At 65.0% G+C, this 24,836-nt stretch carries 30 protein-coding genes; 13 read left to right on the top strand and 17 right to left on the bottom strand.

The window, feature by feature from the left end:
- Nucleotides 1-40: 40 nt before the first annotated feature.
- From AWC06_RS17540 to AWC06_RS17530, 3 genes are all read right to left on the bottom strand, one after another.
- Nucleotides 41-1,618: an AMP-binding protein gene (locus tag AWC06_RS17540; RefSeq protein WP_085199278.1), complete on the bottom strand. Its 1,578-nt coding sequence runs from the start codon at nucleotides 1,616-1,618 to the stop codon at nucleotides 41-43.
- Complete coding sequence (locus AWC06_RS17535) at nucleotides 1,615-2,487, bottom strand: SDR family NAD(P)-dependent oxidoreductase (protein WP_085199277.1); 873 nt, start codon at nucleotides 2,485-2,487, stop codon at nucleotides 1,615-1,617. The genes AWC06_RS17540 and AWC06_RS17535 overlap by 4 nt, the downstream gene beginning before the upstream one ends.
- A gap of 82 nt (nucleotides 2,488-2,569) precedes the next feature.
- Nucleotides 2,570-3,145 carry a nuclear transport factor 2 family protein gene (locus AWC06_RS17530; RefSeq protein WP_085199276.1) on the bottom strand — a complete coding sequence of 192 codons (576 nt, stop codon included), beginning with the start codon at nucleotides 3,143-3,145 and terminating at the stop codon, nucleotides 2,570-2,572.
- A gap of 232 nt (nucleotides 3,146-3,377) precedes the next feature.
- Here AWC06_RS17530 and AWC06_RS17525 point away from each other — a divergent pair, with 232 nt between their 5' ends.
- Both AWC06_RS17525 and AWC06_RS17520 read left to right on the top strand, forming a co-directional pair.
- Nucleotides 3,378-4,475, top strand: coding sequence for an acyl-CoA synthetase family protein (locus AWC06_RS17525; RefSeq protein ID WP_085199435.1), 1,098 nt, complete (start codon nucleotides 3,378-3,380; stop codon nucleotides 4,473-4,475).
- Between the two features lie 8 nt (nucleotides 4,476-4,483).
- Nucleotides 4,484-5,845, top strand: coding sequence for an aldehyde dehydrogenase family protein (locus tag AWC06_RS17520; protein ID WP_085199275.1), 1,362 nt, complete (start codon nucleotides 4,484-4,486; stop codon nucleotides 5,843-5,845).
- 25 nt (nucleotides 5,846-5,870) lie between these two features.
- Here AWC06_RS17520 and AWC06_RS17515 read toward each other — a convergent pair whose 3' ends face one another.
- A complete protein-coding gene (locus AWC06_RS17515) occupies nucleotides 5,871-6,131 on the bottom strand; it encodes a type B 50S ribosomal protein L31 (RefSeq protein ID WP_085199274.1) in 261 nt (86 codons plus the stop codon).
- On the bottom strand, nucleotides 6,128-7,327 hold the full coding sequence (gene mrf / locus AWC06_RS17510) for a ribosome hibernation factor-recruiting GTPase MRF (protein ID WP_085199273.1): 1,200 nt from the start codon (nucleotides 7,325-7,327) through the stop codon (nucleotides 6,128-6,130). Before mrf ends, AWC06_RS17515 begins: the two co-directional genes overlap by 4 nt.
- 112 nt (nucleotides 7,328-7,439) lie before the next feature.
- Here mrf and rpmB point away from each other — a divergent pair, with 112 nt between their 5' ends.
- The 4 genes from rpmB to rpsR are packed head-to-tail and all read left to right on the top strand — an operon-like array spanning nucleotide 7,440 to nucleotide 8,409.
- Nucleotides 7,440-7,676, top strand: a complete 237-nt coding sequence (gene rpmB, locus AWC06_RS17505; protein ID WP_085199272.1) for a 50S ribosomal protein L28 — start codon at nucleotides 7,440-7,442, stop codon at nucleotides 7,674-7,676.
- Nucleotides 7,676-7,840 (top strand): 50S ribosomal protein L33, encoded by a 165-nt coding sequence (gene rpmG / locus AWC06_RS17500; RefSeq protein ID WP_085199271.1) that lies wholly within the window; start codon nucleotides 7,676-7,678, stop codon nucleotides 7,838-7,840. Before rpmB ends, rpmG begins: the two co-directional genes overlap by 1 nt.
- Complete coding sequence (gene rpsN / locus AWC06_RS17495; protein ID WP_085199270.1) at nucleotides 7,841-8,146, top strand: 30S ribosomal protein S14; 306 nt, start codon at nucleotides 7,841-7,843, stop codon at nucleotides 8,144-8,146.
- Nucleotides 8,146-8,409 (top strand): 30S ribosomal protein S18, encoded by a 264-nt coding sequence (gene rpsR / locus AWC06_RS17490; protein ID WP_085199269.1) that lies wholly within the window; start codon nucleotides 8,146-8,148, stop codon nucleotides 8,407-8,409. The genes rpsN and rpsR overlap by 1 nt, the downstream gene beginning before the upstream one ends.
- A 45-nt stretch (nucleotides 8,410-8,454) precedes the next feature.
- Here rpsR and AWC06_RS17485 read toward each other — a convergent pair whose 3' ends face one another.
- A complete protein-coding gene (locus AWC06_RS17485; RefSeq protein WP_085199268.1) occupies nucleotides 8,455-9,219 on the bottom strand; it encodes an SDR family oxidoreductase in 765 nt (254 codons plus the stop codon).
- 61 nt (nucleotides 9,220-9,280) lie between these two features.
- On the opposite strand from AWC06_RS17485, the gene AWC06_RS17480 reads away from it, so the two are divergent.
- On the top strand, nucleotides 9,281-10,654 hold the full coding sequence (locus AWC06_RS17480; protein ID WP_085199267.1) for an adenylate/guanylate cyclase domain-containing protein: 1,374 nt from the start codon (nucleotides 9,281-9,283) through the stop codon (nucleotides 10,652-10,654).
- Between the two features lie 32 nt (nucleotides 10,655-10,686).
- On the opposite strand, the gene AWC06_RS17475 is transcribed toward AWC06_RS17480, so the two are convergent.
- The 8 genes from AWC06_RS17475 to AWC06_RS17445 form a co-directional block, all read right to left on the bottom strand.
- Nucleotides 10,687-11,808 carry an FAD-dependent oxidoreductase gene (locus AWC06_RS17475; RefSeq protein ID WP_085199266.1) on the bottom strand — a complete coding sequence of 374 codons (1,122 nt, stop codon included), beginning with the start codon at nucleotides 11,806-11,808 and terminating at the stop codon, nucleotides 10,687-10,689.
- A gap of 15 nt (nucleotides 11,809-11,823) precedes the next feature.
- Nucleotides 11,824-12,222 (bottom strand): hypothetical protein, encoded by a 399-nt coding sequence (locus AWC06_RS17470; protein WP_085199265.1) that lies wholly within the window; start codon nucleotides 12,220-12,222, stop codon nucleotides 11,824-11,826.
- A gap of 22 nt (nucleotides 12,223-12,244) precedes the next feature.
- Complete coding sequence (locus tag AWC06_RS17465; RefSeq protein WP_085199264.1) at nucleotides 12,245-12,952, bottom strand: hypothetical protein; 708 nt, start codon at nucleotides 12,950-12,952, stop codon at nucleotides 12,245-12,247.
- Entirely contained in the window at nucleotides 12,949-13,077 is a 129-nt protein-coding gene (locus AWC06_RS23825; protein ID WP_264032923.1) for a hypothetical protein, read from the bottom strand. Before AWC06_RS23825 ends, AWC06_RS17465 begins: the two co-directional genes overlap by 4 nt.
- 16 nt (nucleotides 13,078-13,093) lie before the next feature.
- Nucleotides 13,094-13,879, bottom strand: a complete 786-nt coding sequence (locus tag AWC06_RS17460) for a CbbQ/NirQ/NorQ/GpvN family protein (RefSeq protein ID WP_085199263.1) — start codon at nucleotides 13,877-13,879, stop codon at nucleotides 13,094-13,096.
- A gap of 22 nt (nucleotides 13,880-13,901) precedes the next feature.
- Nucleotides 13,902-15,431 (bottom strand): nitric oxide reductase activation protein NorD, encoded by a 1,530-nt coding sequence (locus AWC06_RS17455; protein WP_085199262.1) that lies wholly within the window; start codon nucleotides 15,429-15,431, stop codon nucleotides 13,902-13,904.
- 134 nt (nucleotides 15,432-15,565) lie between these two features.
- Nucleotides 15,566-16,282: a hypothetical protein gene (locus AWC06_RS17450; RefSeq protein ID WP_372458158.1), complete on the bottom strand. Its 717-nt coding sequence runs from the start codon at nucleotides 16,280-16,282 to the stop codon at nucleotides 15,566-15,568.
- Between the two features lie 69 nt (nucleotides 16,283-16,351).
- On the bottom strand, nucleotides 16,352-16,954 hold the full coding sequence (locus tag AWC06_RS17445) for a TetR/AcrR family transcriptional regulator (RefSeq protein WP_085199261.1): 603 nt from the start codon (nucleotides 16,952-16,954) through the stop codon (nucleotides 16,352-16,354).
- Nucleotides 16,955-17,071: 117 nt separating this feature from the next.
- On the opposite strand from AWC06_RS17445, the gene AWC06_RS17440 reads away from it, so the two are divergent.
- Both AWC06_RS17440 and AWC06_RS23690 read left to right on the top strand, forming a co-directional pair.
- The gene (locus AWC06_RS17440; RefSeq protein ID WP_085199433.1) at nucleotides 17,072-18,487 is read left to right on the top strand and encodes an alpha/beta hydrolase domain-containing protein; all 1,416 of its coding nucleotides are present in this window, start codon (nucleotides 17,072-17,074) and stop codon (nucleotides 18,485-18,487) included.
- 14 nt (nucleotides 18,488-18,501) lie between these two features.
- Nucleotides 18,502-18,879 carry a hypothetical protein gene (locus AWC06_RS23690; protein WP_227371093.1) on the top strand — a complete coding sequence of 126 codons (378 nt, stop codon included), beginning with the start codon at nucleotides 18,502-18,504 and terminating at the stop codon, nucleotides 18,877-18,879.
- Between the two features lie 25 nt (nucleotides 18,880-18,904).
- On the opposite strand, the gene AWC06_RS17430 is transcribed toward AWC06_RS23690, so the two are convergent.
- Together AWC06_RS17430 and AWC06_RS17425 are read right to left on the bottom strand one after the other, a co-directional pair.
- The gene (locus AWC06_RS17430; protein WP_085199259.1) at nucleotides 18,905-19,888 is read right to left on the bottom strand and encodes a sigma-70 family RNA polymerase sigma factor; all 984 of its coding nucleotides are present in this window, start codon (nucleotides 19,886-19,888) and stop codon (nucleotides 18,905-18,907) included.
- Nucleotides 19,885-20,202 (bottom strand): hypothetical protein, encoded by a 318-nt coding sequence (locus AWC06_RS17425; RefSeq protein WP_139820105.1) that lies wholly within the window; start codon nucleotides 20,200-20,202, stop codon nucleotides 19,885-19,887. The genes AWC06_RS17430 and AWC06_RS17425 overlap by 4 nt, the downstream gene beginning before the upstream one ends.
- Nucleotides 20,203-20,354: 152 nt before the next feature.
- On the opposite strand from AWC06_RS17425, the gene AWC06_RS17420 reads away from it, so the two are divergent.
- From AWC06_RS17420 to AWC06_RS17410, 3 genes are read left to right on the top strand one after another with little or no spacing between them, the layout of a single operon-like run.
- The gene (locus tag AWC06_RS17420; RefSeq protein ID WP_085199257.1) at nucleotides 20,355-20,774 is read left to right on the top strand and encodes a PPOX class F420-dependent oxidoreductase; all 420 of its coding nucleotides are present in this window, start codon (nucleotides 20,355-20,357) and stop codon (nucleotides 20,772-20,774) included.
- Nucleotides 20,775-20,778: 4 nt separating this feature from the next.
- Nucleotides 20,779-21,336, top strand: a complete 558-nt coding sequence (locus AWC06_RS17415) for a cysteine hydrolase family protein (protein WP_085199256.1) — start codon at nucleotides 20,779-20,781, stop codon at nucleotides 21,334-21,336.
- 28 nt (nucleotides 21,337-21,364) lie between these two features.
- Nucleotides 21,365-21,631, top strand: coding sequence for a YdeI/OmpD-associated family protein (locus AWC06_RS17410; protein WP_085199255.1), 267 nt, complete (start codon nucleotides 21,365-21,367; stop codon nucleotides 21,629-21,631).
- 4 nt (nucleotides 21,632-21,635) lie between these two features.
- Here AWC06_RS17410 and AWC06_RS17405 read toward each other — a convergent pair whose 3' ends face one another.
- Entirely contained in the window at nucleotides 21,636-23,123 is a 1,488-nt protein-coding gene (locus AWC06_RS17405) for an FAD-dependent monooxygenase (RefSeq protein WP_085199254.1), read from the bottom strand.
- 281 nt (nucleotides 23,124-23,404) lie between these two features.
- Between AWC06_RS17405 and AWC06_RS17400 the strand changes: the two genes are divergently transcribed.
- Nucleotides 23,405-24,763, top strand: coding sequence for a WS/DGAT/MGAT family O-acyltransferase (locus AWC06_RS17400; protein ID WP_085199253.1), 1,359 nt, complete (start codon nucleotides 23,405-23,407; stop codon nucleotides 24,761-24,763).
- The last annotated feature ends 73 nt before the right edge of the window (nucleotides 24,764-24,836 follow it).

Below are 24,836 nucleotides of genomic sequence, written 5' to 3'. Positions count from 1 at the left end.
GGGCGTAAAAGTTCGAGTAGGCCGCGCCCTCACCGCAGAGTCAATGCGTAAAGGGCGTCGGTAGCTCTTTTCGCGATACCTTGCCGGCGGGGTTGCGTGGGATGCTGTCGACGATGCTTATGTCCCTCGGCTGTTCAAACCGGGAAACCTTGCTTTTCAAGTACTCCCGCACGGCCTCTTCGTCGATGTCGCTATCCGCTCGCGCGACGACGAACGCGGCCAGCCGCTGGCCGAACTGCTCGTCGGGGACGCCGACAACCGCGGTGTCGGTGATGTCGGGGTGTTCGGCGAGCGCGTTTTCCACCGCACGCGGATATACGTTCTCACCGCCCGACACGATCATGTCGTCTTCGCGACCGACGATGAACAGCCTGCCGGACTCGTCGAAATAGCCCATATCACCGGTGCTGGTCATGCCGTCGATGACGGCTTTGGTGGCGCCGCCGGTGTAGCCCTCGAACGTCAGCTCGCCGCCGACGAAGACACGTCCGGTGACGTGCGGTCCGACGGGATTGTCGTCTTCGTCGAAGATGCGCACCGGGCAGCCGAGCGACGGCCTGCCGACCGTTTCGGCGTTTTCTCGCAGGTCCGCTGGTGTCGCCAGCGCGCCGATGCCGACCTCGGTGGAACCGTAGCCGTTGTAGAGGATGTCGCCGTAGGTGTCCATGAACCGCAGCACCAGGCTGGGCTCGAGCCGGGCGCCGCTCGAGAGCACCACCCGCAGCGAGCGCACCGGGTTTCGGGCCCGCACGGCCTGCGGCAGTTCCAGGATGCGAGCCAGCATCACCGGCACCGCGGTGAGCGCGTCCGCGCGATGCAGCGACGCCTGTGCGAGCGTCGCCTCGGCGTCAAAGCGCCGATGGGTCAGTATCGTCCCGCCAAGGCCCACGGTGAGTATCACGATGCCGAGACCCAAGCCGTGAAACATGGGTACTGCCACCGCCATTCGGGTACCGGTGCGCAGCCCGGTGCGCTCGAGGATCGTCACGCCGACGCCGAGCACTCCGGGGCTGATCCGGGGTGGACGCGGCACACCCTTGGGTTTTCCCGTCGTGCCGGAGGTAAGCAGAACGATCCGGCCGGCCCGCGCCACTTTGGGTCGCGAATCGGACTCGCGCGGCTTGACTGTTGCCGGGTCGACGGCGGTGAGCGAATCGTCGGCGGCCTGCACCCGCTCGATGAATTCGGCGTCACAGACGACGGTTTGGATGTCGTGCCCGCTCAACGCGGCCGCCAGCGCATCGGTGCGGAATTCGGTGTTGACGAGCACGACGTCGGCGCCGACCAGGGCCACCGCGAACACCGCCTCGACGAAGCGGCGGCCATTGCGGCACAACACCCCGACCGCCTGCCCTGGCTCAACGCCGCGTCGGTACAGCTCCTGCGCAAGCGCCTCGGTCTCCGACTGCACCTCGCGATAGCTGACGGCGCCGTCGTCGTCGATCACCGCGGTCCGGTTCGGCCACCGCGCCGCGGTGACCGCCAGCAGGGTGTAGGGGTTCGTGCCACCTCGACGCGCCTCGTTCAGCAGCCGGACCAGCCCAACCGGGCCGGGCGGGCTGACCAGTCGCGAACGCAGCAGCGCACGGGCCGCGGTGACGGCCACGTTCTCGGTCATCGCCCGTCCTCGCCGGAACGGTTGAAGAATCGCCGGTACCACAACCGGGCGGCTCGATCCGCGGGTCCGGCCAGCAGCACCGACGCCAGCTCGACCGGCCCTACCCAGGGCGGTGCGATGGTGCGCGGCCGCTCGATGACCGCCTTCGCGATGACGTCGGCGGCCTGATCGGGATCCAGGCCCGGAAGTCGGCGCAGCATCGGCGTGGGCTCGATCATCCTGGTGCGCACCAACGCAAAGTACACCGAGGTGACGTCGACGCCGTCGGCGTGCAATTCCGGTGCGACGCTGCGCAGCCAGCGGTCGAAGGCGCCCTTGGATGCTTGATAGGCGCCCCACTGCGGGCCGGGCGGGACGCGCACGCCCACGCTCGAGACGTTGATGATGTGCCCGTGGCCCTGCTCGCGCATCGCCGGCAGCACACCCAGCAGCAGCTGGATGGGGCCCAGGTAGTTGATGCCGATCGTGCGCTGAAAGTCATGCGGCCGGTCGTACTGGTGGTGCAGCGAGCGGCGCAGTGACTTACCGGCATTGCTGACCACGATGTCGAGCGCGCCGTGCTCGTCGCCGATCCTTTTCGCCAGCGCGGTCACCGCGGCCTCATCGGTCAGGTCCGCGGGGTATGCCATCGCAGTGCCACCGCCGGCCTCGATCGATGCCACCAAGTCCCCGAGGCGATCCGCCGAGCGGGCGACCACGAGCACCTTCGCTTGCGCCCCGGCGAGCTTGCGGGCGGTCGCCTCGCCGACTCCGTAGGACGCCCCGGTCACCAGGACGGTCTTGCCGGAGACGGTGCGACGCAACTTGTCCGGATCGGAGATGCCGGCCGGGTTGGCCAAAAGGTTGACAGCCTTGGCTGAAATATTCATCGGGACATTCACTGGAATGTTCACTGTACGACGGCCCCGCCAGCGCAGAGCGCGTGGCATCCCCGGAGCGGTAGGACCTAGATCAACGTGCCAGCGGGACCACCGGCCGGTGCGGGCGCGGGGTCACCCGGCGCCGGTACGGGTCGATGTAGCTGGGGTCTGACGTGGCGGGACGCAGCTGGTCGTTCATGGTGGTCGTCCCGACGTGGCGTTCGAAGATCCGCCATCCGCTACCGGCCCGGCGCAGCCGGTCAGCCATTGCGGAGTAAACCCAGATCGCAGGCAGGTCACCAGGCCTGTCGAGCACCTCGCCCGACACGATGTTGGACGACGCGCCGACCGCGTAGCGGATCAGAAGATTGTGGTAACGCACGATCACCCCGTCGCCGTCGGCGTCGACGATCGGGTTGGTCGCGATGCGGCTGACGCCGGGGACGATGTAGGGGTAGGCCTCTTGGAAGAAGCGGCGCGTCTCCGCCCAGCCACGATTGACGCCGTGGGTGTGATACGTCACCGCGTCGGGTAGGAAAGCCTCGACCATCGCGTCGATGTCCCAGGCGTCAAAGAGGTAGTTGACCCGGTTGATGAAGTCGATCGCGCTGACCCGGTCTGCGGGGTCGACTGAGCTATCCAGACCGATCGGGGGCAAGCTCGGCATGGGTCACCTCCCGCCTAGTCGCGCCGATAGTTAACCGTCAGTTTACCAACCGTTCACCCGCCAGTCCTGTGAACACGCTGAATGCCGGCTGTGCATTTTGCGGGCCGCGAGGTGTCGCTGCGGGGAACTGCTCTGCTCCAGGCGGTTAACGGAACGCGAAAAGGCTTTTACGAGAAGTGGTTTGGCTGCTCGCGGATTGCTCGTCTGCTCCGCGTTGGACATGATCGGTGGCATGGCGGAAATCGACTTTTCGTTGCTGGATGTGCCGCGATCGGCACCGGTCGATGATCCGGAGGCGTATTTGCGCGCCGCGATCGCCTGGCACTTCGGGGAAAGCACCGGCAGCCCGTTCTGGTTGCGAGCGGCCGACGCGCTGAACTTCGACCCGGTGACCGATGTCAACACATTCGGCGATTTGCGGTTATTCCCCAACGTGCTGAATCAATTGCGAACCGTGCCGGTCGAGGATCTGATTCCGCGCGGCTACGGGTCACCGCCTCCGGTTCCGCAGATATTCGAATCGGGTGGCACCACGGGCGCCCCCAAACGCACTGTGCAACTGCCGGATTGGGTTGAGCAGGTGGTGCGCTGGCAAACCGAGGATTTCCAGGCGGGCGGCTTTGTGCAGGGTGGCGGTTTCCTGTGCTTGATGCCCAGCGGCCCGCACGGCGTGGGCTACTTCGACCGTGTGGTCTCCGAACGGCTCGGCTCGATCTGCTACCCAATCGACCTGGATCCCCGCTGGGTGAAGAAACTCGCCGCCCGCAACGCCACGTCGGAGGTGTCGGCTTACCTCGACCACCTCGTCGAGCAGGCCGTATGGGTTCTGCGGACCCAAGACGTCGCGAACCTGCATACCACTCCCCCGTTGTTGGAGGCGATTGCCCGCAATGACGAAATAGCGAACCTGGTAACCGAAAACATCCGCTACGTGCTGCTCAGTGGCGCCCACGTGGACATCGACACATTGGATCTGCTGCGCGGCATCTTCCCGGACACGGCGATCACCATGGTGTTCGGCAGCACCATGATTCTTTCCCAAGCCGTCACCCGCGCGGATCCCGACGGCGGCCCGTTCGTTTTCGATCCGCGCACGCCCTACGTCGTGTTCTCGGTGGTGAATCCCGACACCGGTGACGAGGTGCCCTACGGGCAGCGCGGCCAAGTGCTGATGCACCACATCAGCAAGGGCATGTTCATACCGAACAACTTGGAACGCGACAGCGCGATCCGTATGCCCGGCCCGGACGGCCAAATCGGCGACTCGCTCAGCGAAGTGCGCCCCGTCAACATCTTTGACGGCGAGCCCGTCATCGAAGGCGTCTATTGAGTACAGGGATGTACATCGACGCGCTCGGTCCCGACGGCGCGTATCGGACCCGCAATGGCGAGCCGGTCAACACCACCGCCGGCATGCAGGTTGGGACGCTCAGCATCGCACCGCCGTTGTATGTCTCGCGCACCATCAGCGCTCAACGCAGCGCCCGACCATTGCCGTGGCCGCGACGTGAGGCCACGCTCGCCGGCGCCGCCGAGGCTTTCACCACGGCTGTGATCGGCGGCCTGGACTTCGAGGCGTACATCCGGCGCGCCAGCGGCATTTCCGGCGTCCCGATCGCCGTGATCCGCACCGGGGCCCGCGGTGTCGCCGAGGCCATCGGGTCGGCATTCGACGCGGTGCGGGCGGCTCGGCCGGCGGGTGCGGCCCTGGATTGGCGCGACGAGCGCACCCGCGCAGGCACTCCGGTGTGGACGCGGCGAGGCGAGGTGTTCGCCGTTCTCGCCTCCGGAAACGGACCGGGGGCGCACGCGCTGTGGCCCCAGGCGCTGGCGCTCGGCTACCGGGTGGCGGTCCGCCCGTCGCGCCGTGAGCCGCTGACCGCGCACCGCCTGGTTCAGGCCTTGTGGCAGGCGGGATTTCGCCGCGAAGACGCGGTGTATTTACCCACCGATCACCGCGGAGCCGACGAGATGATCCGGGCGGCCGACCTGGCCATGGTCTACGGAAGTCAGGACGTCGTCGACAAGTACGCCAAGGATCCGACGGTGTTCGTCAACGGACCGGGCCGGGCGAAGATTCTGATCACCGCCGAGCAGGATTGGCGTGACCACGTCGACGTCATCGCCGACTCGGTGGCCAACCTGGGCGGCACGGCGTGCGTCAACGCCACCGCCGTGCTCTACGAGGGCGACCCGGCCCCGCTGACACATGCGATCGCCGAGCGGTTGTCACGGATCGCGCCGCTGCCGACCGAGGACGAGCGAGCTATGCTGCCCACCCAAACCATTGACGCCGCAAAGGCTTTGGTGGATCACCTTGCCGTCAAAGCGGCGGGGACCACCGCGGTGCTGGGCGCCGACCAGGTGCTGGCCGCATTGAGCGAGGGCTGCGCGGCGCTGCGCCCGGCCGTGCACCTGCTGGCCACCCCGGACCCCGCCAAGCTCAACGTCGAGCTGCCGTTTCCGTGCGTATGGGTCTCGCCGTGGTCCCGCGCCGACGGCGTTGATCCGTTGCGGCATTCGCTGGTGATCAGCGCGATCACGGCGGACGCGGACCTGATCGACGATCTGCTGGCCGAGCCGACCATCGCCAACGTGTACTGCGGCGCCAAGCCGACCTACCACACCGCAGCCGAAATGCCGCACGGCGGCTTCCTCGCCGATTTCCTGATGCGCAACAAGGGCGTCATCCGCGACTGACGCTGTAGCCGTGGCCATTCCAGAGTTACGACGACCGCTGGCCGTATCGCCGATAGAACCGTTCAACGCGGCCGGCAGTATCGAGCGTGCGACGTGTGCCGGTCCAAAACGGGTGCGAGTCCGAGGACACCTCGACCACCACCAAGGGGTAGGTCTGCACGCCCGTGGTGGTTGGCCATTCGATCGTGCGTGAACTGGTGATAGTGGAGCGGGTGAGGAATAGCGCGCCGGTGGTGGCGTCTTGAAATACCACCGGATGGTAGTCGGGATGGATGCCGGGTTTCATCGACCTTCTCCATCACTGTTGCGTTGTGCTGAGAATTCCCCTGCTATGTCAGGTATCTCGTAGCAGGGGTCTTCATGCCAGTCACCGAACGGGTCGTCGTAGCGGTTCCAGCGCTGCGGGCAGGCCATTTCGTCGTCGGTGAGGAGCGCGCCATTCAAGGCATCGATAATCTCCGCTGGGCCGGCGCCGCATACCAGAACCGTCATCGAGGTGTGGCGATCACCGAATCGGTGATCCCACATCAAATCGGCGAACGCGCGCCGTTCCGGGTCGACATATGCCACCTCGCTGGCGGTCATCGCCGCCAACCATTTTCCGGCCGACGCGACCCGTAGTCCGCCGCCCGCCGATTCGAGCCACATGACTTGGTCGGCCCGGTTGGCCAACCACAGCCGACCACGCGTGCGAATCACCCCGTCCAGCAGCAGATCGACTGCGGCATGCAAGCGTTCGGGATGAAATGGGCGGCGTGCGCTGAACTCGAGAATCCCGACCGCTCCGTCGGCTGCCAGCGGAGGCGAGCCGGCCAGCAGCGGACTGTGCGGATGATCACTGCGGCCGCGCCGGGAGTCGTTGTCCAGGTGCGCCAGGGCCAGCTCGACCCGGTCGAGGCCCGCAGTGATTCGCGCTCGGGGCGCGAGGCGGCGCAAGACGGCGAGCGTCAGCGGCTCCGGGTGGTTCAGCACGACAACGTCGGCGAACTCAGCCTGACCCACCACCACCTGGGCGACCGTGCGTCCGTCGGGCAGTTCCTCATCCCCCAGTGCCTGCGTCAGCCAGTCGCAGGCATCGACGCAGGTCAGTACCGCGGTGATCGCCACATCGCGCGCGGCTGGGCGGTCGGAGTAACCGGGGCCGACGCGGACACGGACGTAGTTGATCGCCCAGCAAATGGGCTCGGGTTCCAGCCACTGCGCCAAGTGCACGACGATCCGGTCGACATCGTCGCGGCAGTGCAGTTTACGGAGCAAGACCAGCAAGTCGTTGCGAATTGTGCACGCAACGCACCCGTGTGCCAGCTCCAAAACTTCGTCGGCGGTGGTCAATTCGCCGTGCCGCAGCGTGACGATTGTCCGCCGCACCACGTGGCCGTCGAACCGGTGCTCCACAACCAGCGTGCCTGGCCGACGCAGTAGGGCGCCGGCCACCGCGTCGGTGTCGCCCTGGCCTGCCACGAGAACTACAGGAGTCCGCATCGCCCTCCTAGATGAAAATGATTTTCATTAAGTCGTGGAATCACGGTACAGTCCGAAGCGGAGCTTGTCGAAAACGGTTTTCAATAAGCAACGCACGAGGGAAGGGAGAGCCATGTCCGCGCGCTGCCAGGTCACCGGCCGCACGGTCGGTTTTGGTAACGCGGTGTCGCACTCGCACCGCCGCACCCGGCGACGCTGGTCGCCCAACATTCAGACCAAGACGTACTATCTGCCCACTGAGGATCGCCGTATCAAGTTGCGAGTCAGCGTCAAAGGGATCAAGGTCATCGACCGCGACGGCATCGAAGCCGTGGTCGCCCGGCTACGCCGATCGGGTCAGCGCGTCTGATGGCCGGCAACGACATCCGCCCTATCGTCAAGCTGCGCTCCACGGCGGGCACCGGTTATACGTACGTCACCCGCAAGAACCGGCGCAACGATCCCGACCGACTCACGCTCAAAAAATACGACCCGGTGATCCGCCGGCACGTCGAGTTCCGAGAAGAACGCTGAATGGCCAAGAAATCCAAAATCGTCAAGAACGACCAACGTCGCGCGATCGTCGCGCGCTACGCCGAGCGGCGGGCCGAGCTCAAGCTGGTTATTCACTCACCGGCCAGCGCCTTTGAGCAGCGCCTGGCCGCGCAACGCGCGCTTGCCCGCCAACCGCGCGACGCCAGTGCGGTGCGGGTGCGAAACCGCGATGCAGTCGATGGTCGGCCCCGCGGACATCTGCGCAAGTTCGGCCTGTCCCGGCTTCGGGTGCGTGCGCTAGCTCATGACGGCCAACTTCCCGGTATACGCAAAGCCAGCTGGTGATGGCCGGCAAGTCGAAGCGCACCCGTCGAGCCGGCACGCCCGAGACGAAGCATGCAAAGAAGAACCTGCTCAGCAGCCTCGGGCTGACCGTTATCGACTACAAAGACGCCGCAAAGTTGCGGATGTTCATCTCCGAACGCGGCAAAATTCGCTCCCGCCAGGTCACGGGCCTGACCGTTCAACAGCAACGCCAGGTCGCGACGGCGATCAAGAACGCTCGCGAGATGGCGCTGCTGCCCTATCCCGGCACAGCGCCGCTTTGACACGAAAGTGTCTGCAGCTGCGTGGCTTTCAGCAGAAGCTCTTGCTCACCGCCCCATCGCCGCCGCGACGGCCTGGTTGACGGCGTGGTAGAGGTCGTCGTAAACGCCGTCGCGCTCGGCGAACCGGAACTGCTTGACCCGCTCCACGACGATCTCGTCGGCATCCGGCTGCGTCTGCAACAGCGACATGGTCTCGGCGATGTACTCATCCAGCGGCATCGCCCTCGGGTCGAACCCGCGCTCGCCCTGCAGCGCCGTCTGAACCATCGGCGGCACGATTTCGATCACCTGGACAGAAGTGTCACGCAGCTGAAAGCGCAGCGATTGGGTGTAGGAGTGCATCGCCGCCTTGGTGGCGCAATAGGTCGGTGTCAGCGCGATGGGCATGAATGCCAGCCCGGACGTGACGTTGATGATCGCCGGGTGTGGCTTGCCGAGCAGGGCGGGCAGCAATGCCGCCGTCAGCCGGATCGGCCCCAGCAGATTGATCGCGACGGTCTGCTCCGCGGTGCCGGCGCCGGCGGTCGTGAGGTCCTCGACCCGCTGGATGCCGGCGTTGTTGATCAGGACGTTGACGTCCGGATGGTGGTCGGTCAGCTCGATGGCGAACCGCCGAATGTCGGCGGGGTCGCTCTGATCCAGTGACAAATGCTCGATGCCGGGGTTGGCCGCGGCGACCTCTTTAAGCGGTTCCCGGCGGCGGCCCGCGATGACGACCCGATTGCCCAGCCGGTACAGCGATTCCGCCAAGCCACGGCCGATCCCGGTGCCGCCGCCGGTCACCAGAATCGTGTTGCGGGTCATCTGCATGGCGTCTCCTCCCGTCACGTACCAAATTCCTGCATAGCTGGCCCTGCACTAGCCTGGATCCGTGGCGCAGGTTCCGCGGACTCGCTACGCCAGTTGCGGCGATGTCGACATCGCCTACCAGGTCTTTGGCGAGGGACCGACCGACCTGCTCGTGCTGCCGGGACCGTCCATCCCGATCGACACTATTGATGCCGAGCCGTCGATGTACCGCTTTCACCGGAGGCTGGCGTCCTTCGCTCGGGTGATCCGCCTCGACCAGCGCGGGATTGGCCTGTCGTCCCGTGTTCCGTCGCTGGACGTGGTCGGCCCGAAGTTCTGGGCAAAAGACGCCATCTCGGTCATGAATGCGGTCGGAAGCGAGCAGGCGACGATCTTGGCCCCCGGCTTCACCGGAGCGACCGGACTGATTCTCGCGGCCGACTACCCCGAGCGGGTCCGCAGCCTGGTGACCATCAACGGCGCGGCCCGCACACTGCGGGCCCCCGACTACCCGATGGGCGCCGACATCGACGCCACCGATCCGTACACCACGGTGGCGATCGAGCCGGACGCGGTCGACAAGGGTTTCGACATCCTCAGCATCATCGCTCCCAGCGTCGCCGGCGACGACGCGTTCCGGGCCTGGTGGGACATGGCCGGCAACCGTGCCGCCTCACCCAGCATGGCGCGCGCCATGATCCAGATCATCCGGCAGATCGATGTCCGCGACGTGCTCGCACGCATCACGGTGCCGACGCTGATCCTGCACCGCGACAACACCGACTTCAGCCCAGTCGCAAACGGTCGTTACCTTGCCGAGCACATCGCCGGATCGCGCTTCGTCGAGCTACCCGGCGACGACGTCTTGTACTGGGTCGGCGACACCGCGCCGATGCTCGACGAGATCGAGGAGTTCGTCACCGGTGTGCGGGGCTACGGCGCCGAGCGGGTACTCACCACGATCGTGTTCACCGACATAGTCGGCTCGACCGAGCGCGCCGCGCTGCTGGGCGACGACCGGTGGCGCGACCTACTCGACAACCACGACGCCATCATCCGCCACGAGCTCGATCGCTTCAGCGGTCACGAAGTCAACACCGCCGGAGACGGATTCGTCGCCACGTTCACCAGCCCGAGCGCCGCGATCGCCTGCGCGGACGCCATCGTCGACGCCGTGCGGGTCCTCGGCATCGAAGTGCGCGTCGGTATTCACGCGGGCGAGGTCGAAGTGCGCGGCGCACGAAAAGAAGACGTCGCCGGGATGGCCGTGCACATCGGTGCGCGGGTCGCCGCGCTGGCAGGACCCAGCGAAGTGCTGGTCTCGTCGACGGTGCGCGACATCGTCACCGGCTCGCGACATCGGTTCGCCGATCGCGGTGAACACGAACTCAAGGGCGTACCAGGTTCCTGGCGGCTGTGTGCGTTGATGCGCGAGTTCGCCACGGTCGCGCACTAAACGGGAAGCGTTGGTGTCGCCATCGCGTGAGCCTATAGCGGGCGGTTTACCCGAATTCCGCGATACATGCCCCATCGAACGATCCACGGCATCACCACACGGTCGACTGACCATGCCGGGAAGCGGAACGCATGACCGGTGGGGAAGAAGACTTCCAGCCCGTCGGCCTGGATACCCAGTAGCGAGCCCCACCGCCGACCCGGCGTCCGGAAGGTGCGTAACCTTCGGCCTGCGAATTCGGCGCGGATGTTACGGGCCACCAACGCATCTCCACGATTGCGGGCAGAGCTGCGAAGACGGTCGGTCGCGGCGACGTCGCCGACGGCGAACACGCCTTGATGACCGGGCGCTCGCAGCTCGGGTGTCACCCGGACGAACCCGTGCTCATCGAGCAGTTCCCGTGGTAACCAGTCGGTGTTGGGTTTCACGCGCCCTATCGCCCATAGCACGGCGTCGGCGGAAGCCGGCGGTTGTCCGGTGGTGAAGCGGACTGGTTCGCTGGTGATCTCATCGCCCGCGAAGCCGTCCGAGACGACGGCACGATGCCCGGGGTGCAGGCCCACGCCGAGGTCGGTCAACCTTCCCTGGATGCGATTCCAGATCCGCGGATGATACTCGGTCAGCGCACGCTCGCCGGGGAAATATAGGTCAATCCTCTTGTGCGGCCACGTGATTGCCATGTTGGCGGCGCTGGTGATCGCTGCCGCGCCGCCGCCCACGACAATCATCGATTCGGCTGCCGACACTCGATCGTGCGCTGCGCGTATGTCAGCGCCGATCTCAGCGGCCGACTGCAGCGTCGGCCTGCGCCAGAAGCCGTTGGTGACGCCGGTCGAGATCACCAGCGCGTCGTAATCCTCGGCGACTGTCGCGCCGTCGTCGCGCCGGCCGAAGACGGTTCGGGCCGTCAGGTCGACCCCGGTCAGCGTGGCGTGAACCGTCCGGACCCGATCCAAGCGGCGAAACCTGTCGAAGGGGATCCAATAGTCACGGGCCCAGTCGTTCGGGCGGGAAAGCCGGACACCAAGTTCTTGGCCGCTCAGCAGCGCGGGTTTGCCCGAGACGCCTACGACGTCGGCGCACCGGGCGAGCCGGATCGCGGTCAGCACACCGACGTCTCCCAGTCCCGCAATGACAATGCGTTTGCGGCTCATACCGCCACGAGTTTGTCACCCGCCGGGCACCGCACCGTGTCCCGCCCCCTGGTGGGCCAGTCGTTCGTCGTGAATCTTGACCAGTTCGCGGAAACCAAGCCGGTGGTACTTCGGTGTCGGCTGGATGCCCCACTTGTCCTGCGCGGTGTCTTTCCCGGCGGCGCCCTCCGGCGGGCCGAACATCGGGTACGGGAATTGGCATTCCATGGTGTCGTCGGAGTAGCGGACTTTCAACAGTTCGCTGCAAATCTGGGTGAGGCTCAGTGTCGGCCAACCGTAGTAGACCGCCATGAACGGCAACGTGAAAGCGCCCTCGATGACCAGCGCGACCAGGCACACCAGGACGCCTCGTTTGATCCATTTGTGCATGCGCGCGTAATAGGGAATGGTGCCCGGCGGAAGATCAGTAGTCACAGTTGTGCTCCTTCAATCATGTTCAGTCCACGAAGATTTCACGGTTGACCGTGTGCAGGTACGGGATGGCGAGGAAGGGGGTGATGTAGAAGATGTCGTAGAGCCACCAGCCGATGACCGGGAACACCACGCCGGCGTAACGCACGTCGGCGTACATCGTCATGTTGAAGACGTAGCCGATCCAGATGACCACGCCCATCCAGCAGGTGATGATCATCCACTGATGGCCCCACCGCTTCATCTGCAAGAACCCGATCGCGGCGGCCACCCGCATGGAGAACACGGTCAGAATCAACCCGGCGACCCACGCCTTTTCGCCTGGCCCTGCCGCGCCGCCGACCCACAGCTCGTTGTAGTGCCAGAAGTAGCCGGCGTCGAACATGTTGCCCCACCCGACCATCAGCACCCGGTTGATCAAGGTGTGGTTGGCGACCAGGTCCAGTGCCCACCCGAGGCTGTTCAGGCATCCGTCGATCAGCACCAGGTATCCGATCAGGGTGACGATCATGGGCCGTACCGATAGGCCGGCCCGCAGAGCCTGCCGCTGCAGCCATACCCCGCGCATGAAAATCGGGAATCCGATGACCCCGGGTGCCCACATTCCCATCAGGGCGGCGCCAATGATCATCCATTTGTCCGCTCGGCGCTGTGCCTCGCGCGATTCGTCGTGGTGGTCTTCGAGGCTGACCGAGTCGCTGCCTGAACGGCGGTGCAGGAGAGGTAGATTCACAGCTGCCACCACCCTCGGGCGAATGACATGTACAGCTGGATCAGGAACATCGCGAGCAAATAGCCGTAGATGAAGATCTGAAAGACGATGAGAGCCCTCTTGCGTTTACGCTCTTGCTGGTCCATGTCTCGGCTTCCTTTCCTAATTGGCGGTGAGGAGGCTGGCGGCAGCGACCTCACGCAGTCCCTCGTGGATCGCGCCGTCGGTGGTAAGGGGCGCGAGGATGCACGCCTCGGCTGCTTCCATTTCGCTTGCACCAGCGAAGATCAGCTGCGCCGCGGTGACCAGCGCCCGAGTCGAAGGCGGTTCGAAGTGGAAGACTTCGTCCGCGGTGCGGATGGCGACGGCGCAGTGGACGAGTCGACGCGCCACCGACAGCTCGATACCCGCTTCGGCGACGATGACTTCGGCCTCGCGCTCGGGCGGCAGGTAACTCATGTGGAGCGTGGCGAACCGCTGCCGGAACGACGGCTTGAGCTCCTTGAGTGAGCTGCGGTAGGCGGGGTTGTAGGAGCACACCAGCATGAATGAATCCGGCGCTTTGACAACCTCGCCGGCGCGGTCCAAGTAGAGGACGCGGCGGTGATCGGTCAGCGAGTGCAAGATGGCCAGTGAGTCGTGGCGCGCCTCCACCACCTCGTCCAGGTAGCAGATGGCACCGGCCTTGACCGCTTTGGTCAAGGGCCCATCGGTCCATCGCACGTCGCCGCCGACTACCATGAAGCGCCCGACCAAATCGGAGCTGGTGAGGTCGTCGTGGCAGCTGATCGTCACCACCGGCCGCTCGAGAAGTAGGCCCATGTGCTCGACGAGGCGTGTCTTGCCGCAACCTGTTGGGCCGGTAAGCATTACGGGGATGTGCCGGCGGTACGCCTGCTCGAACAGCTGCACTTCGTTGCCGTTCGCAATGTAGAGATCGGTCGTCATCTGTCCCCTCGGTGATCGTGAGTCATGCGGATACCAGTTCGCGGTGAACGTGGGCGAGCACGCGTGGCAGGTCTTCCACGCGTCGGATCCGTTGGGCGCGGCGTGGGCCGAAGACCTCCGGCAGCGGGTCGACTCGGGTGGGCCCGACGCCGACGTAGTACACGGACACGCCCGCCTCGTTGGCTTCTTCAACCGCGTGTGCGACGTCGGCCCAGGCGTAGCGGCCTTCGTAGCCCTCGTCGGACATCAGCCCATCACCGATCACGATGAGCAGATGGCGTTCGGACGGCTGTGCGAGCAACCGGCTCGTCAAATGACGTACCGGTGCGCCCAGCCTGGTGTAGCCGCGGGTCATCAGGCCCACGCCGCTGGGAGCCACAAAGTCCCTGTCCTGGAAGTCTTTCAGGCAGCGCACCTTGACGTGATGGCGCGTATTGCCGGTGAATGCGAAGATGCCATGTCGCTCACGGGCGCGGGTCATCGCGCGCGATAGCGCATCTGCGCACGCCAACTCCAGACGGAAGATCCGGCCCCCATGAACACCCAGCGACGAGCTGGCGTCGAGCAGCAGCGCCGTCGTGACGTCCCGGCCACTGGGCAACAAGTCGCGAAAGACGTGTGGTTCCTTGGCCTCTCCGCTCACGACGTCGAGGTAGTGGCTGACATAGGAGTCGATGTCCAGCTCCGAACCGTCCTCGAGACGCCCCGTCATCGCGCGATCGGTGTGCACTTCGAACCACTTGCGCAGCTCGGCCGACACCGGTGCGGGCTTGCGTTCACGACCGGTACGGCTTCGCTCGACGACAGCGACGTGGTCGCGCAGGAAGCTCTGCGTCCAGACGTTCCATTCGGGGTAGGGAATGCCTTGCCTACGAGCCGGGTCGATGTCCAGATCGCTTTCCTCGGGCCTGCTCGGGGGCGGCAGATTGGGGTTTCGCACGCCGCCGTCTCCGCCGACGGGCACCGAGTACGAACGGGGACGGCGCTTGAGCGCGCTGCTCCACGGCATCCTGCCGAACCTCCGAATCGCAGTTGCCAGGCCGCGATGCATCGCGAAGGCTGACGGCAAGGTGCCCAGAAGTGGATGTGCAGCGAGCGGTTGCCGCGTTCGAGCCAGCTCGATCGCACGGTCGAGCATGGCCGCGGCTGCCATGCCGCCATCGGCGATTTCCAGGTCGGGCAGCACGCGACGCATTTCGTTCAACAGGCCGGGCCACCGTGTCGACACCCAGCCCAGAGCCACCGCCGCTTCGACGATGGTCAACGCGCAAAGTTCCCGCGTAGATAAGTCCGTCAATCGATACTCGGCCAGGCGATCCTTCGACGGCGAACATTGCAGTGCCAGCCCGCACGTCAACGTTCGTCGTGTCCAGTCGGGTGCGGGCGGCGGATAGGGAATCAGCACGACGCGCCGCGTCGCGTCCAAGCTGAAGCTGCGCTTCTCTCCGCTCACCAAACGCGCACCGTCGCGACGCCGTTCGCTCAACGCGACGGCCGTCACCGCACAACTGCGTTCGATTGACGCCGCGTGCGCGTCGGAGAGCTCGGCCATGACGGGTCAGCTGCTCAGAAGGTTCCCAGGCTGGAGAACAGCCAGTACCAGAACGCGATGATCAGCGCTGTACCGCCCCACGCGGCAATGTAACGACAGATCTCCCAGAGCATTTCGCGACCTCCTATTGATGTTCAGTCGGAGAAGATTTCACGGTTGACCGTGTGCAGGTACGGGATGGCGAGGAACGGGGTGATGTAGAAGATGTCGTAGAGCCACCAGCCGATGACCGGGAAAACCACGCCGGCGTAACGCACGTCGGCATACATCGTCATGTTGAAGACGTAGCCGATCCAGATCACCACGCCCATCCAGCAGGTGATGATCATCCACTGATGGCCCCACCGCTTCATCTGCAAGAACCCGATCGCTGCGGCGATGCGCATCGAGAACACGGTCAGGATCAGGCCAACCTCCCAGGCTTTTTCGCCCGGTCCCGCCGCGCCGCCAACCCACAGCTCGTTGAAATGCCAGAAATAGCCGGCGTCGAACATGTTGCCCCACCCGGTGAGCAGGACCCGGGCCCCAAGAGTGTGGTTACCGACCAGGTCGAGCGCCCAGCCAAAGGAATTGATCGCCGCGTCGATGATCACCAGGTAACCGATCAAGGTGACCAACATGGGTCGCACCGAGAGCCCTTGGCGCTGCGCCTGTCTCAGCAACCAGACTCCGCGCAGGAACAAGGGCAGGCCGACGATCCCCAACACCGCGGTGCCTATCAAGACGCTGCCGGCGATCAGCCACTTGTCGGCCCTACGCTGGGCGCGCCGCGACTCCTCGATGTGATCGTCGTAAGCCCGGCCGGGGGCAGTCCCCTGTTCTGCGGCACGGCGCAGGTTCACTCTTGGCAGATTCACCACTACTCCCCGGTGGACCGGCTGCTGCAACGGCCTCAACACTGACTGCAGTCATCGAAATTGTCAACAGCTAGCCATGCTGCGCAGGGTGCGGTTCACATAGTCCTCGAGCAGGGCGTCGCGCGTCGGCCAGTCGTTCGTGGTGATCAACAACGCGTAGAGGCCAAGCAAAAAGAACACCGCGCTGTTCATCGCGTTGACGTCGGGATCGATTTCCCCGTGCTCGCGCGCCTGCTCGATCTCTTGGGCAACCCCGATGACCACCGGGTGATCCTTCACCCCCTCATCCGGCGGGCGGGTTTGGGAAAAGTGCAGCGCCAAGAAGTCTTTGAACAATAGGTCGCCCAGCCGGCGCTCCAGGCCCATCACTAGGCGCACAGCCTCGTTCAACGCCGAACGCAGATCGTGGCGCGACGCCGAGAATTGGCCGAACTGCCTGGCGATGCGGTCCTCTTCACGCCGCTCGAGCTCGAGCAGGACGTGTTCCTTGGTGGGAAAGTGAAAGAAGAACGTTCCGTGCGCAACGCCCGCGGCGTCGACAATTGCGCTGACATCGGCTTCTGTCATTCCGGAGCGCTTGAATTCCGCGATCGCCGCGCCCAGCAGCCGCTCCCGCGTCTGCAAGCGCTTCGCCTCGCGGGTGCCGCGCCCTTCCGCCACAGCCATGCTCGCCCCTACCGGCCCAACAGCAACGAAGCTTATTGACGCCAGTCAGTATTACACGTCGGGCCGCGACGGAGATACTGTCCCTGCTGAAAACCAATACCGATTGAGGTGCCGTCGATGACCGATCACCCGAATGTCGTACCAATGCCCGGCAAGCCTGCACTCCTGCTGGGCGGATACGACGTCGCTGAGCTCGGCTATGTCGCCGAGGAGTTCTCAATCTCCGGCACAGCGTCGTGCTATGCCCCGGAAACCGAGCTCAGTTCGGACGGCCGGTGGAGCGTACAGCCCTCAGGCGCTGCCGATTTCACCACGCGGGTGGTGGTGCTGACCCCGGCGGATCGGAGCGCGTTCAACGGAACAGTGCTCGTCGAGTGGCTCAACGTCAGCGGCGGCATCGACGCGCCGGCGGTCTGGATGATGGCTCACCGCGAGATCGTGCGCAGCGGCTACGCCTACGTCGCCGTCTCGGCTCAGCAAGTGGGCATCGAAGGGGGCGCGAACCTCATGGACCTCGACATGTCATTGAAGAGCCAAGATCCTGCCCGGTATGCATCGCTGCACCACCCCGGCGACGCCTTCTGCTACGACATCTTTTCCCGGGTCGGCCGACTCTTCAAGGACGGGCAACATCCTGAACTTCTCGGCGGGCTCTCACCGAAAAATGTTGTGGCTCTTGGTGAGTCCCAATCGGCCCTGTTCCTGACGACCTATGTCAACGCCATCGACCCACTCGCATCGGTCTACGACGCCTTTTTGGTGCACTCACGATTCGGTGCTGCCGCAGCGCTGGACGGCAAATCTATATTCGAGGAATCGCAGATCGGCACATCAACGGCGGTCGCGTTTCGTCGCGACATGCGTGTCCCGCTCGTCACGCTGATCACCGAGACCGACCTGTTCAGCCCCCTGATGGGTTATCACCTTGCCAGGCAACCCGACAACGAGCGGCTGCGGGTGTGGGAGGTTGCCGGCACCGCGCACGCCGACAACTACACGATCCAGGTGGCGGCGATCGACACCGGCTCGGCCGCCTTGGACGACATCGTCGCGGCATACGCGCCGACCAACACACTGCTGGGTCAGCAGTTGGGATATTGCATCAACTTCGCTCCGCAACACCACTACGTTCTGCAGGCGGCACTGTCTGCGCTTTGCCGGTGGGTCGAAACGGGCCAGCCGCCTCCCAGTGCCGATCCCATCGAGTCGAGCGCGACCGACCCGCCGCAGCCCGTCACGGATGCGAACGGGCTCGCGCAGGGCGGCGTGAGGACCCCGTGGGTGGACGTTCCGATTGCCCGCACATCCGGGATCGGCTCGGAGGAAACCGCCATGTCGGCGATCTTCGGCTCTGGCGAACCATTCGACGCCGCCACGCTGCGCAGCCTTTACCCCGGCGGGGCCACGGACTACCTGCAACGATTCACCGCGGCGCTCGACAGTGCGATTCAGGCGGGCTTCATCTTGCCGGCGGACCGGGAGGAGATACTCAAGATCGCCGAGGTGATGTACTCCCAGCTCCAACCGAACTAGAATCCCGGCTTGTGATGACCCCGTCGGCCCCAAGGCGGGACGAACGCGGGCATCCAAAGCATCGGCGAGAGAGCCGACATCAGGTTCTTGGCCGCAGGCAGGCGCGGCGGCTGAGTCGGCAGTTCGCTTGCGTCGGCGTCACGGCCACCCCGGAACGCCTTCAGGCCATGATGGCAGGCGCGCCGGTCGCGGCCAGCGAGGTGACGGATTTCAATTTCGCGTTGATCGCCAGCCAGCTAGAGCGGGACGAGCGCAGCGCGAAGTTCAAGCGCCTGCAACGCCGCGGCACCCGCTCGCTGATCTTCGTGGGCTTGCTTCTGGTCACGTTGCACTTCCTGGTCTGCTTCGCCTATGCCTTGTTCAGCTTGATCGAACTCGGCGCGCCCGTGTAATTGCCGCTGCGGTGCGGCAGTGCAATCAGGTTGCCTGTGTCGACAGGACGCGGGGCAGGTCGAAGCGCCGCAACGCCTCGACGTCCATAAAGGCGATGATGCGGCCGACACCCTGTGGCCCGACGGTGAGCACGTGCAGGGCGTGCAGGCAATGCTGCCCATCGGCAGTTGCCGGGTAGAGCGCAACCGCGGGTTGCCCGTTGGCTGAGGTGCGGATGACAGGGGTCTGGCCGAAGCCTCGCATGCGCGGGCCGAGGAACGCGCCGATCGCCGCGCTGCCCTGAAACCACGTGATGAACGGGGGCATCTCAAAGAGCGCGTCCTCGCTCAGCACCGCGACCAATTGGTCGACGTCGGCGTTTTGGAATGCGGCGACGTACCGGTCGAGCAGTTCACGCTGCCGCTCATCGGACGGCTGGGCCAGTGAGTCGCTGTCCGCGGGCAGGCGTGCGCGAGCGCGCTGCAATGCGCTGTTGACCGCGGCCACACTCAAATCGAGTAGCGCCGCGACTTCGGCCGCGGGCCAACCCAATACGTCCCGCAGGATCAGCACCGCGCGCTGCCGGGGCGGAAGCAACTGCAGCACTGCCAGGAAAGCCAGTCGCATGGTTTCGCGTGCAGCCACCACAGTCGCAGGATCGCTGGTCGTGGCGGCCAGCAGCGAATCGGGCGCGGGCTGCAACCATGCCAGCCCGGCCTCAGCGGCTACAACGCGCGTCGTCGGGTCCGCGGCGGGAGCATGCAGGTCCGACGGGAGCGGGCGGCGCTTGCTGCGCTCGAGCGCCTTCAAGAACGCCCGGCTGGCAATGCGATACAGCCAGGTGCGCAGCGACGAACGCCCTTCGAAGCGGTCGTAGGCCCGCCACGCGTCCAGATAGACGTCCTGCACGATTTCTTCCGCGTCGTCGACCGAGCCGAGCATACGGTAGCCGTACGCGATCAACTCGCCGCGAAACGGCTCGGCGAGCCGCGCGAAGTCCCCTGACCCGCCATCACTGGTGGTGCTCATGCCGATCCGCTGCCTCTTTCGTGCTGATAGGAGCCGATCAACGCCGCATGTGTCACGACCGGTTTTGTCGCCAAGCGCTGGGCGAGATCTCGGTGGAATTCGTGATATGCGGCGCAGTCGGCGAACGGATCCGCGGTGCCATCGAATGCGACGACATGGATGAATCCGACCCCGTCATCGAGCATCAATACCTGATATTGGACTCCGCCGGGATCTCGGGCAGCCAGTTCGAACAAGACGTCCTCGATCAGTTCGCGGTTGCGTCGCGCGCCCTTCCTGGTTGTGGAGTACTGCACCACCGCGGCTCTCCTCACCGGCAATCACCTCCACCAATACAGAGGCCTGCTGGTTCCCAAATTCATCGGCCAAAGCCGGCTATGCCGATGAGTTTCAGGCACTCGCCGCCTCCGTATTGACGAGGACTCGCCCAGTACCTCACATCGCGACTACTACAGGAGAAGAGAACATGAAACTCGAAGACAGCGCACGCTTACTCATCGGTTCCACACCGGCGACATTGGTCACGGTCAACCGCGACGGCAGCCCGCAGGTCAGCGTGGTTTACATGGTTGTGCAGAGCACAGCCGATGGCGACGACGAACTGGTCATCGCTTCTCTGCAGGAGCACCAGAAGATCCGCAATATCCGGCGTGATCCACGGGTGGCGGTGACCGTCGTATCCACGGACCGCACGCTGCAGACACCCTATTTGTCGATTAAGGGCACGGCGCGCATCGAGGAGGGCGGCGCGCCAGAATTGCTGAGCGAGCTCGCCACGGCGATCGCCGGACCGGACACCAATTTTCCGCCGCCCGGATCACCCCCGGGATATCTGACTCGCATCACGGTCGAGAGGGTCGGCGGCGTCGGGCTAGAGGCAAGATGACGAGGTGATCTATAACAAGGACCGCACCGGCCTGGTGGTAATTGATCCGTACAACGATTTCATTTCCGAGGGCGGCAAAGTATGGGATCGCCTTCGGGGCGTCGCTGAAGCCAACCAGTGCGTTCCGCACATGACCCAGATCCTGGAAGCTGCGCGCACCGCCGGCATCCGCGTTTTCTATGCGCTTCACCACCGGTATAGGGCCGGCGACTACGAGTGCTGGACATACATCGCGCCGCGAGTAGAACCCCAGCCGGGCAATGTCGTCGCTCAAGAGCATTGGTGTTCTAGCGGTTTCGCCATTACCGATCTGGATCTCCTCCTCAAAAGGCATGGCATTCATCAGCTCATCATGACGGGACTCATCGCACATACCTGCCTCGAGGCGACGGTTCGATACGGCGCCGAACTGGGCTACGAGGTCACGGTGATAAAGGATGCGACCGCGAGTTACTCCGATAAAGAGATGTACGCCGCCCTGGAAGTCAACATCCCGAACTATGCCACCGCAGTGGTGTCCACGGACGAAATCATCGAGGCTCTGTCGTCGCCGACTGACTAGTCGCAGCGGCCTCGGCTACCCTGGCCCGGTGACCAGCACACGAGTTCCCGGCGGGGTGGTTCACAATCTGCCCGCAGACCTGCGCGAGGCGCTGCTCACCAACTCCACTGCGCTGGCTGCGTGGAAGGACATCACCCCCTTGGCGCGCAACGAGTTCATCTGCTGGGTCGAGGATGCCAAGCAGGAGACGACTCGAAAGCGCCGCATTCGCCGGACCCAGGAAGAGCTGGAAGAAGGCCAGCGCCGGCCCTGTTGCTGGCCGGGGTGCAAACACCGCGAGCGCACTGGCAGGTAAGCGCTTACCCGCTCCCCTGCCCGTTGGGCGGCCCGAACCAGGTGGTGAGCGCGTCGGCGAGGCCAAGGTGGGGCGGGCCGCCCGCCCAAGCGACGTATCCGTCGGGCCGGATCAACACAGCGCTGGGAGCGGCGACGGCGCCGATCACCGGAAGATCCCAGTCGCCAACATATTTCGCATCGATCAGCTGAACCCGCCCGGCCCACGGCGCGATGTCGAGGTCGCCGGGCTCGCCGAGGTTGAGCAATACCGGTCGGGCATCATGCAGCAGCGTGAAAACCCGGACAGCGCCGTTTTCGGTGACCAGGTCGAGGTCGGGCATGCGGCGCCCGAGCAGCGGGTGTCCCTCGCCGAGGTCGTAACGGATGTCCAGACCGGACATCATGGCGGCGAAACGTTTGCGCGGCTCGTCCATGCCGAGGAGTTCGGCGTAGGTGTCGCGTAAAGCTTTGGTGCGGTCGTCGGGTCGGAGCAGTGCCATCTGGGCCATCGCGTTGCGCAGCACACGCGCGGCGACGGGGTGTCGTTCGGCATGGTAGGTATCCAGCAGGCTGTCCGGCGATGTTCGCTTGACCACCTGCGCCAGCTTCCAGCCCAGATTCACCGCATCCTGCACTCCGGTGTTGAGACCCTGTCCGCCGATGGGATGGTGCACATGTGCGGCATCGCCGGCCAGCATGACCCGCCTGTCGCGATAGCTCGCGGCTTGTCGCGCCGTATCGGTGAACCTGGAAATCCAAGCGGGACTGTGAATTCCGTAATCCGTGCCGTAGACGGCGATGAGCGCCTCGCTCAGATCGCGCAACGTGGGTTCGCTGCCCGGCCCGAGGTGCTGCTCAGTCACCATGACCCGCATCGGCCCCCCATCCTCCGAGATGCTCAGCGCATGGACGCCGACGGCGTCGTGGCGGATGCCCCACTCCGGCACCTGTTCCGAGTCAGGTGCCATTTCGACCTCGGCCAGTAGATAACTCGTTGACGCATCCCATCCCGGAAACTCGATGCCGGCTGCTTTGCGGATCAGGCTGCGTCCCCCGTCGCAGCCGACGAGATACTCGGCCCTCAGGAGCTGACCGTCGACCAGCCCGACGTCGACGCCGGTGGCGTCTTGGTCGATACTCGCCACCTCGCGGCCGCGGTAGATCAGCACTCCCAGCTCGTTGACCCAGCCTGCCAATATGCGCTCGATGTCGTTCTGCCACAACGCCAGCCCGTAGGGATGCCGAGACGGAAACTCGCTGATGTCCAGCCGTATCTGAGCGAACCCCGCAACCTGCGCCACCTGCCCCTCCGAGAGGAACCGATCCGCGATGCCCCGCTGATCGAGGACCTCGATGGTGCGTGAATGCAGCCCGCCCGCGCGCGAACCGATCAGGTCCTGGCTGGGCCGCCGCTCGACAATGGCGACGTCGATTTTCGCCAATGCCAACTCGCCTGCCAACATCAGCCCCGTCGGGCCTCCTCCGGCAACCACCACTGCGTGGTCACGCATAGCAATCGCCCCCCGCCTCAGTGAGTTCCGGCTCCGGCCAGCGATTTTGCAGCATGACCCCGGCCTTGCCGCAAGCCCCGGGGTGCGCTATATGTTGAAAGTGAGGACGTAAATGCTCGTCCGGACTTCTGGACTTCGAGGCCGTCTCCGTAAGTCATTCTGGTACCGCGTCATTGGCCATTTCCAGGTGCCGATTCAGGTGTGGGCGACACCGGCTTTGGCTACAAGCACATGAACCAGCAATCAGCTGGATGGCAAAGCCGGAAGGAACGGGATCGACTATGGAACCGATATCGCCGACCGATGCGCTGTTCCTTATCGGTGAATCACGCGAACATCCCATGCACGCAGGAGCGCTACAGGTCTTCGAGCAGCCCGAGGACGCGGGACCTCATTTCGTCGCCGAGTCCTATCAGGCCATGCTCGAGTGCACGGATGTACAACCCACCTTCCGTAAGCACCCCGCCTTCTTCGGCGGGCTCACCAATGTCGCATGGTCCTTCGACAAAGACATTGAGCTCGACTATCACCTTCGCCGCTCGGCCCTACCCGAGCCGGGACGAGTCCGTGACCTGCTGGAGCTGGCCTCCCGGTTGCACGGCAGCCTGCTCGACCGTCACCGTCCGCTGTGGGAAGCGCACCTCATCGAAGGTCTGCAGGACGGCCGGTACGCGGTGTACACGAAATACCACCACTCCCTCATGGACGGCGTATCCGCGCTGCGGCTGATGCAACGCGCGTTCACGCCCGATCCGGACGACGACGAGGTCCGGGTTCCATGGAACCTCGCTGGGCGCAAGCGCAGCGGAGGGCGTAAGCGGCCGTCGCTGCTCGAGCGGGCCGGCCGCACCGCTCAGTCGACACTCGCTCTGGCGCCGTCCTCATTGAAGCTCGCGCGCGCTGCGCTGCTCGAACAACAACTGACGCTCCCCTTCCGCGCGCCGCGCACGATGTTCAACGTCCGGATCGGCGGTGCCCGACGGGTGGCCGCGCAGTCCTGGTCGTTGGACCGCGTCAAAGCGGTCAAGTCGGCCGCCGACGTGACGGTCAACGACGTGATACTCGCCATGTCATCCGGAGCCCTTCGGGCCTACCTCCTCGAGCAGAACGCTCTGCCGGACAAGCCGTTGACCGCGATGGTGCCGGTGAATCTCCGCAAGAGCGAAGACGACGGCGGCGGCAACATGGTGGGAACCTTCCTATGCAATCTGGCCACCGACCTCGACGACCCGGCGAAGCGGCTCGAAATCATCAGCGCGTCGATCCGCGACACCAAAGACGTTTTCCAGCAACTGCCTCCCGTGCAGCAGCTGGCGCTGTCGGCGTTCAATATCGGCGGCTTGTTCTTCGGGCTGATCCCCGGCTACCTCTCGGCCGCTGCACCGCCGTTCAACATCGTCATCTCGAACGTCTCGGCCGGTCGTCCTGAGCCGCTTTACTGGCGTGGCGCGCGGTTGGACGGGAACTACCCACTGTCGATCGCCCTGGAGGGTCAGGCGGTCAACATCACCGTGACCAACAATGCAAACAACCTGGACTTCGGTCTGGTCGGATGCCGTCGCAGTGTCCCGCACTTGCAGCGTCTGTTGGGACACCTGGAGACGTCGCTCAAAGATCTGGAGCGCGCGGTCGGCGCCTGAGCGGCCGTTTAGGAAATCTTCAGGAAGCGGCTGCCGCCGGCACGCATAGTCGGCCGCCCGGGTGGGTACGAGT

It is taken from the genome of Mycobacterium fragae (genome assembly GCF_002102185.1).
In the GTDB taxonomy this organism is placed as follows: domain Bacteria; phylum Actinomycetota; class Actinomycetes; order Mycobacteriales; family Mycobacteriaceae; genus Mycobacterium; species Mycobacterium fragae.
Note: the sequence above shows the minus strand (reverse complement) of the source record. Positions and strands in the feature narration are given on the sequence as shown.

Excerpts from the sequence above, each read along its gene's own strand:
- AWC06_RS17540 (WP_085199278.1), bottom strand. The coding sequence starts at position 1,618 with ATGACCGAGAACGTGGCCGTCACCGCGGCCCGTGCGCTGCTGCGTTCG.
- AWC06_RS17535 (WP_085199277.1), bottom strand. The coding sequence starts at position 2,487 with ATGAATATTTCAGCCAAGGCTGTCAACCTTTTGGCCAACCCGGCCGGC.
- AWC06_RS17530 (WP_085199276.1), bottom strand. The coding sequence starts at position 3,145 with ATGCCGAGCTTGCCCCCGATCGGTCTGGATAGCTCAGTCGACCCCGCA.
- AWC06_RS17525 (WP_085199435.1), top strand. The coding sequence starts at position 3,378 with ATGGCGGAAATCGACTTTTCGTTGCTGGATGTGCCGCGATCGGCACCG.
- AWC06_RS17520 (WP_085199275.1), top strand. The coding sequence starts at position 4,484 with ATGTACATCGACGCGCTCGGTCCCGACGGCGCGTATCGGACCCGCAAT.
- AWC06_RS17515 (WP_085199274.1), bottom strand. The coding sequence starts at position 6,131 with ATGAAACCCGGCATCCATCCCGACTACCATCCGGTGGTATTTCAAGAC.
- mrf (WP_085199273.1), bottom strand. The coding sequence starts at position 7,327 with ATGCGGACTCCTGTAGTTCTCGTGGCAGGCCAGGGCGACACCGACGCG.
- rpmB (WP_085199272.1), top strand. The coding sequence starts at position 7,440 with ATGTCCGCGCGCTGCCAGGTCACCGGCCGCACGGTCGGTTTTGGTAAC.
- rpmG (WP_085199271.1), top strand. The coding sequence starts at position 7,676 with ATGGCCGGCAACGACATCCGCCCTATCGTCAAGCTGCGCTCCACGGCG.
- rpsN (WP_085199270.1), top strand. The coding sequence starts at position 7,841 with ATGGCCAAGAAATCCAAAATCGTCAAGAACGACCAACGTCGCGCGATC.
- rpsR (WP_085199269.1), top strand. The coding sequence starts at position 8,146 with ATGGCCGGCAAGTCGAAGCGCACCCGTCGAGCCGGCACGCCCGAGACG.
- AWC06_RS17485 (WP_085199268.1), bottom strand. The coding sequence starts at position 9,219 with ATGCAGATGACCCGCAACACGATTCTGGTGACCGGCGGCGGCACCGGG.
- AWC06_RS17475 (WP_085199266.1), bottom strand. The coding sequence starts at position 11,808 with ATGAGCCGCAAACGCATTGTCATTGCGGGACTGGGAGACGTCGGTGTG.
- AWC06_RS23825 (WP_264032923.1), bottom strand. The coding sequence starts at position 13,077 with ATGGACCAGCAAGAGCGTAAACGCAAGAGGGCTCTCATCGTCTTTCAG.
- AWC06_RS17460 (WP_085199263.1), bottom strand. The coding sequence starts at position 13,879 with ATGACGACCGATCTCTACATTGCGAACGGCAACGAAGTGCAGCTGTTC.
- AWC06_RS17455 (WP_085199262.1), bottom strand. The coding sequence starts at position 15,431 with ATGGCCGAGCTCTCCGACGCGCACGCGGCGTCAATCGAACGCAGTTGT.
- AWC06_RS17445 (WP_085199261.1), bottom strand. The coding sequence starts at position 16,954 with ATGGCTGTGGCGGAAGGGCGCGGCACCCGCGAGGCGAAGCGCTTGCAG.
- AWC06_RS17440 (WP_085199433.1), top strand. The coding sequence starts at position 17,072 with ATGACCGATCACCCGAATGTCGTACCAATGCCCGGCAAGCCTGCACTC.
- AWC06_RS23690 (WP_227371093.1), top strand. The coding sequence starts at position 18,502 with ATGACCCCGTCGGCCCCAAGGCGGGACGAACGCGGGCATCCAAAGCAT.
- AWC06_RS17430 (WP_085199259.1), bottom strand. The coding sequence starts at position 19,888 with ATGAGCACCACCAGTGATGGCGGGTCAGGGGACTTCGCGCGGCTCGCC.
- AWC06_RS17420 (WP_085199257.1), top strand. The coding sequence starts at position 20,355 with ATGAAACTCGAAGACAGCGCACGCTTACTCATCGGTTCCACACCGGCG.
- AWC06_RS17405 (WP_085199254.1), bottom strand. The coding sequence starts at position 23,123 with ATGCGTGACCACGCAGTGGTGGTTGCCGGAGGAGGCCCGACGGGGCTG.
- AWC06_RS17400 (WP_085199253.1), top strand. The coding sequence starts at position 23,405 with ATGGAACCGATATCGCCGACCGATGCGCTGTTCCTTATCGGTGAATCA.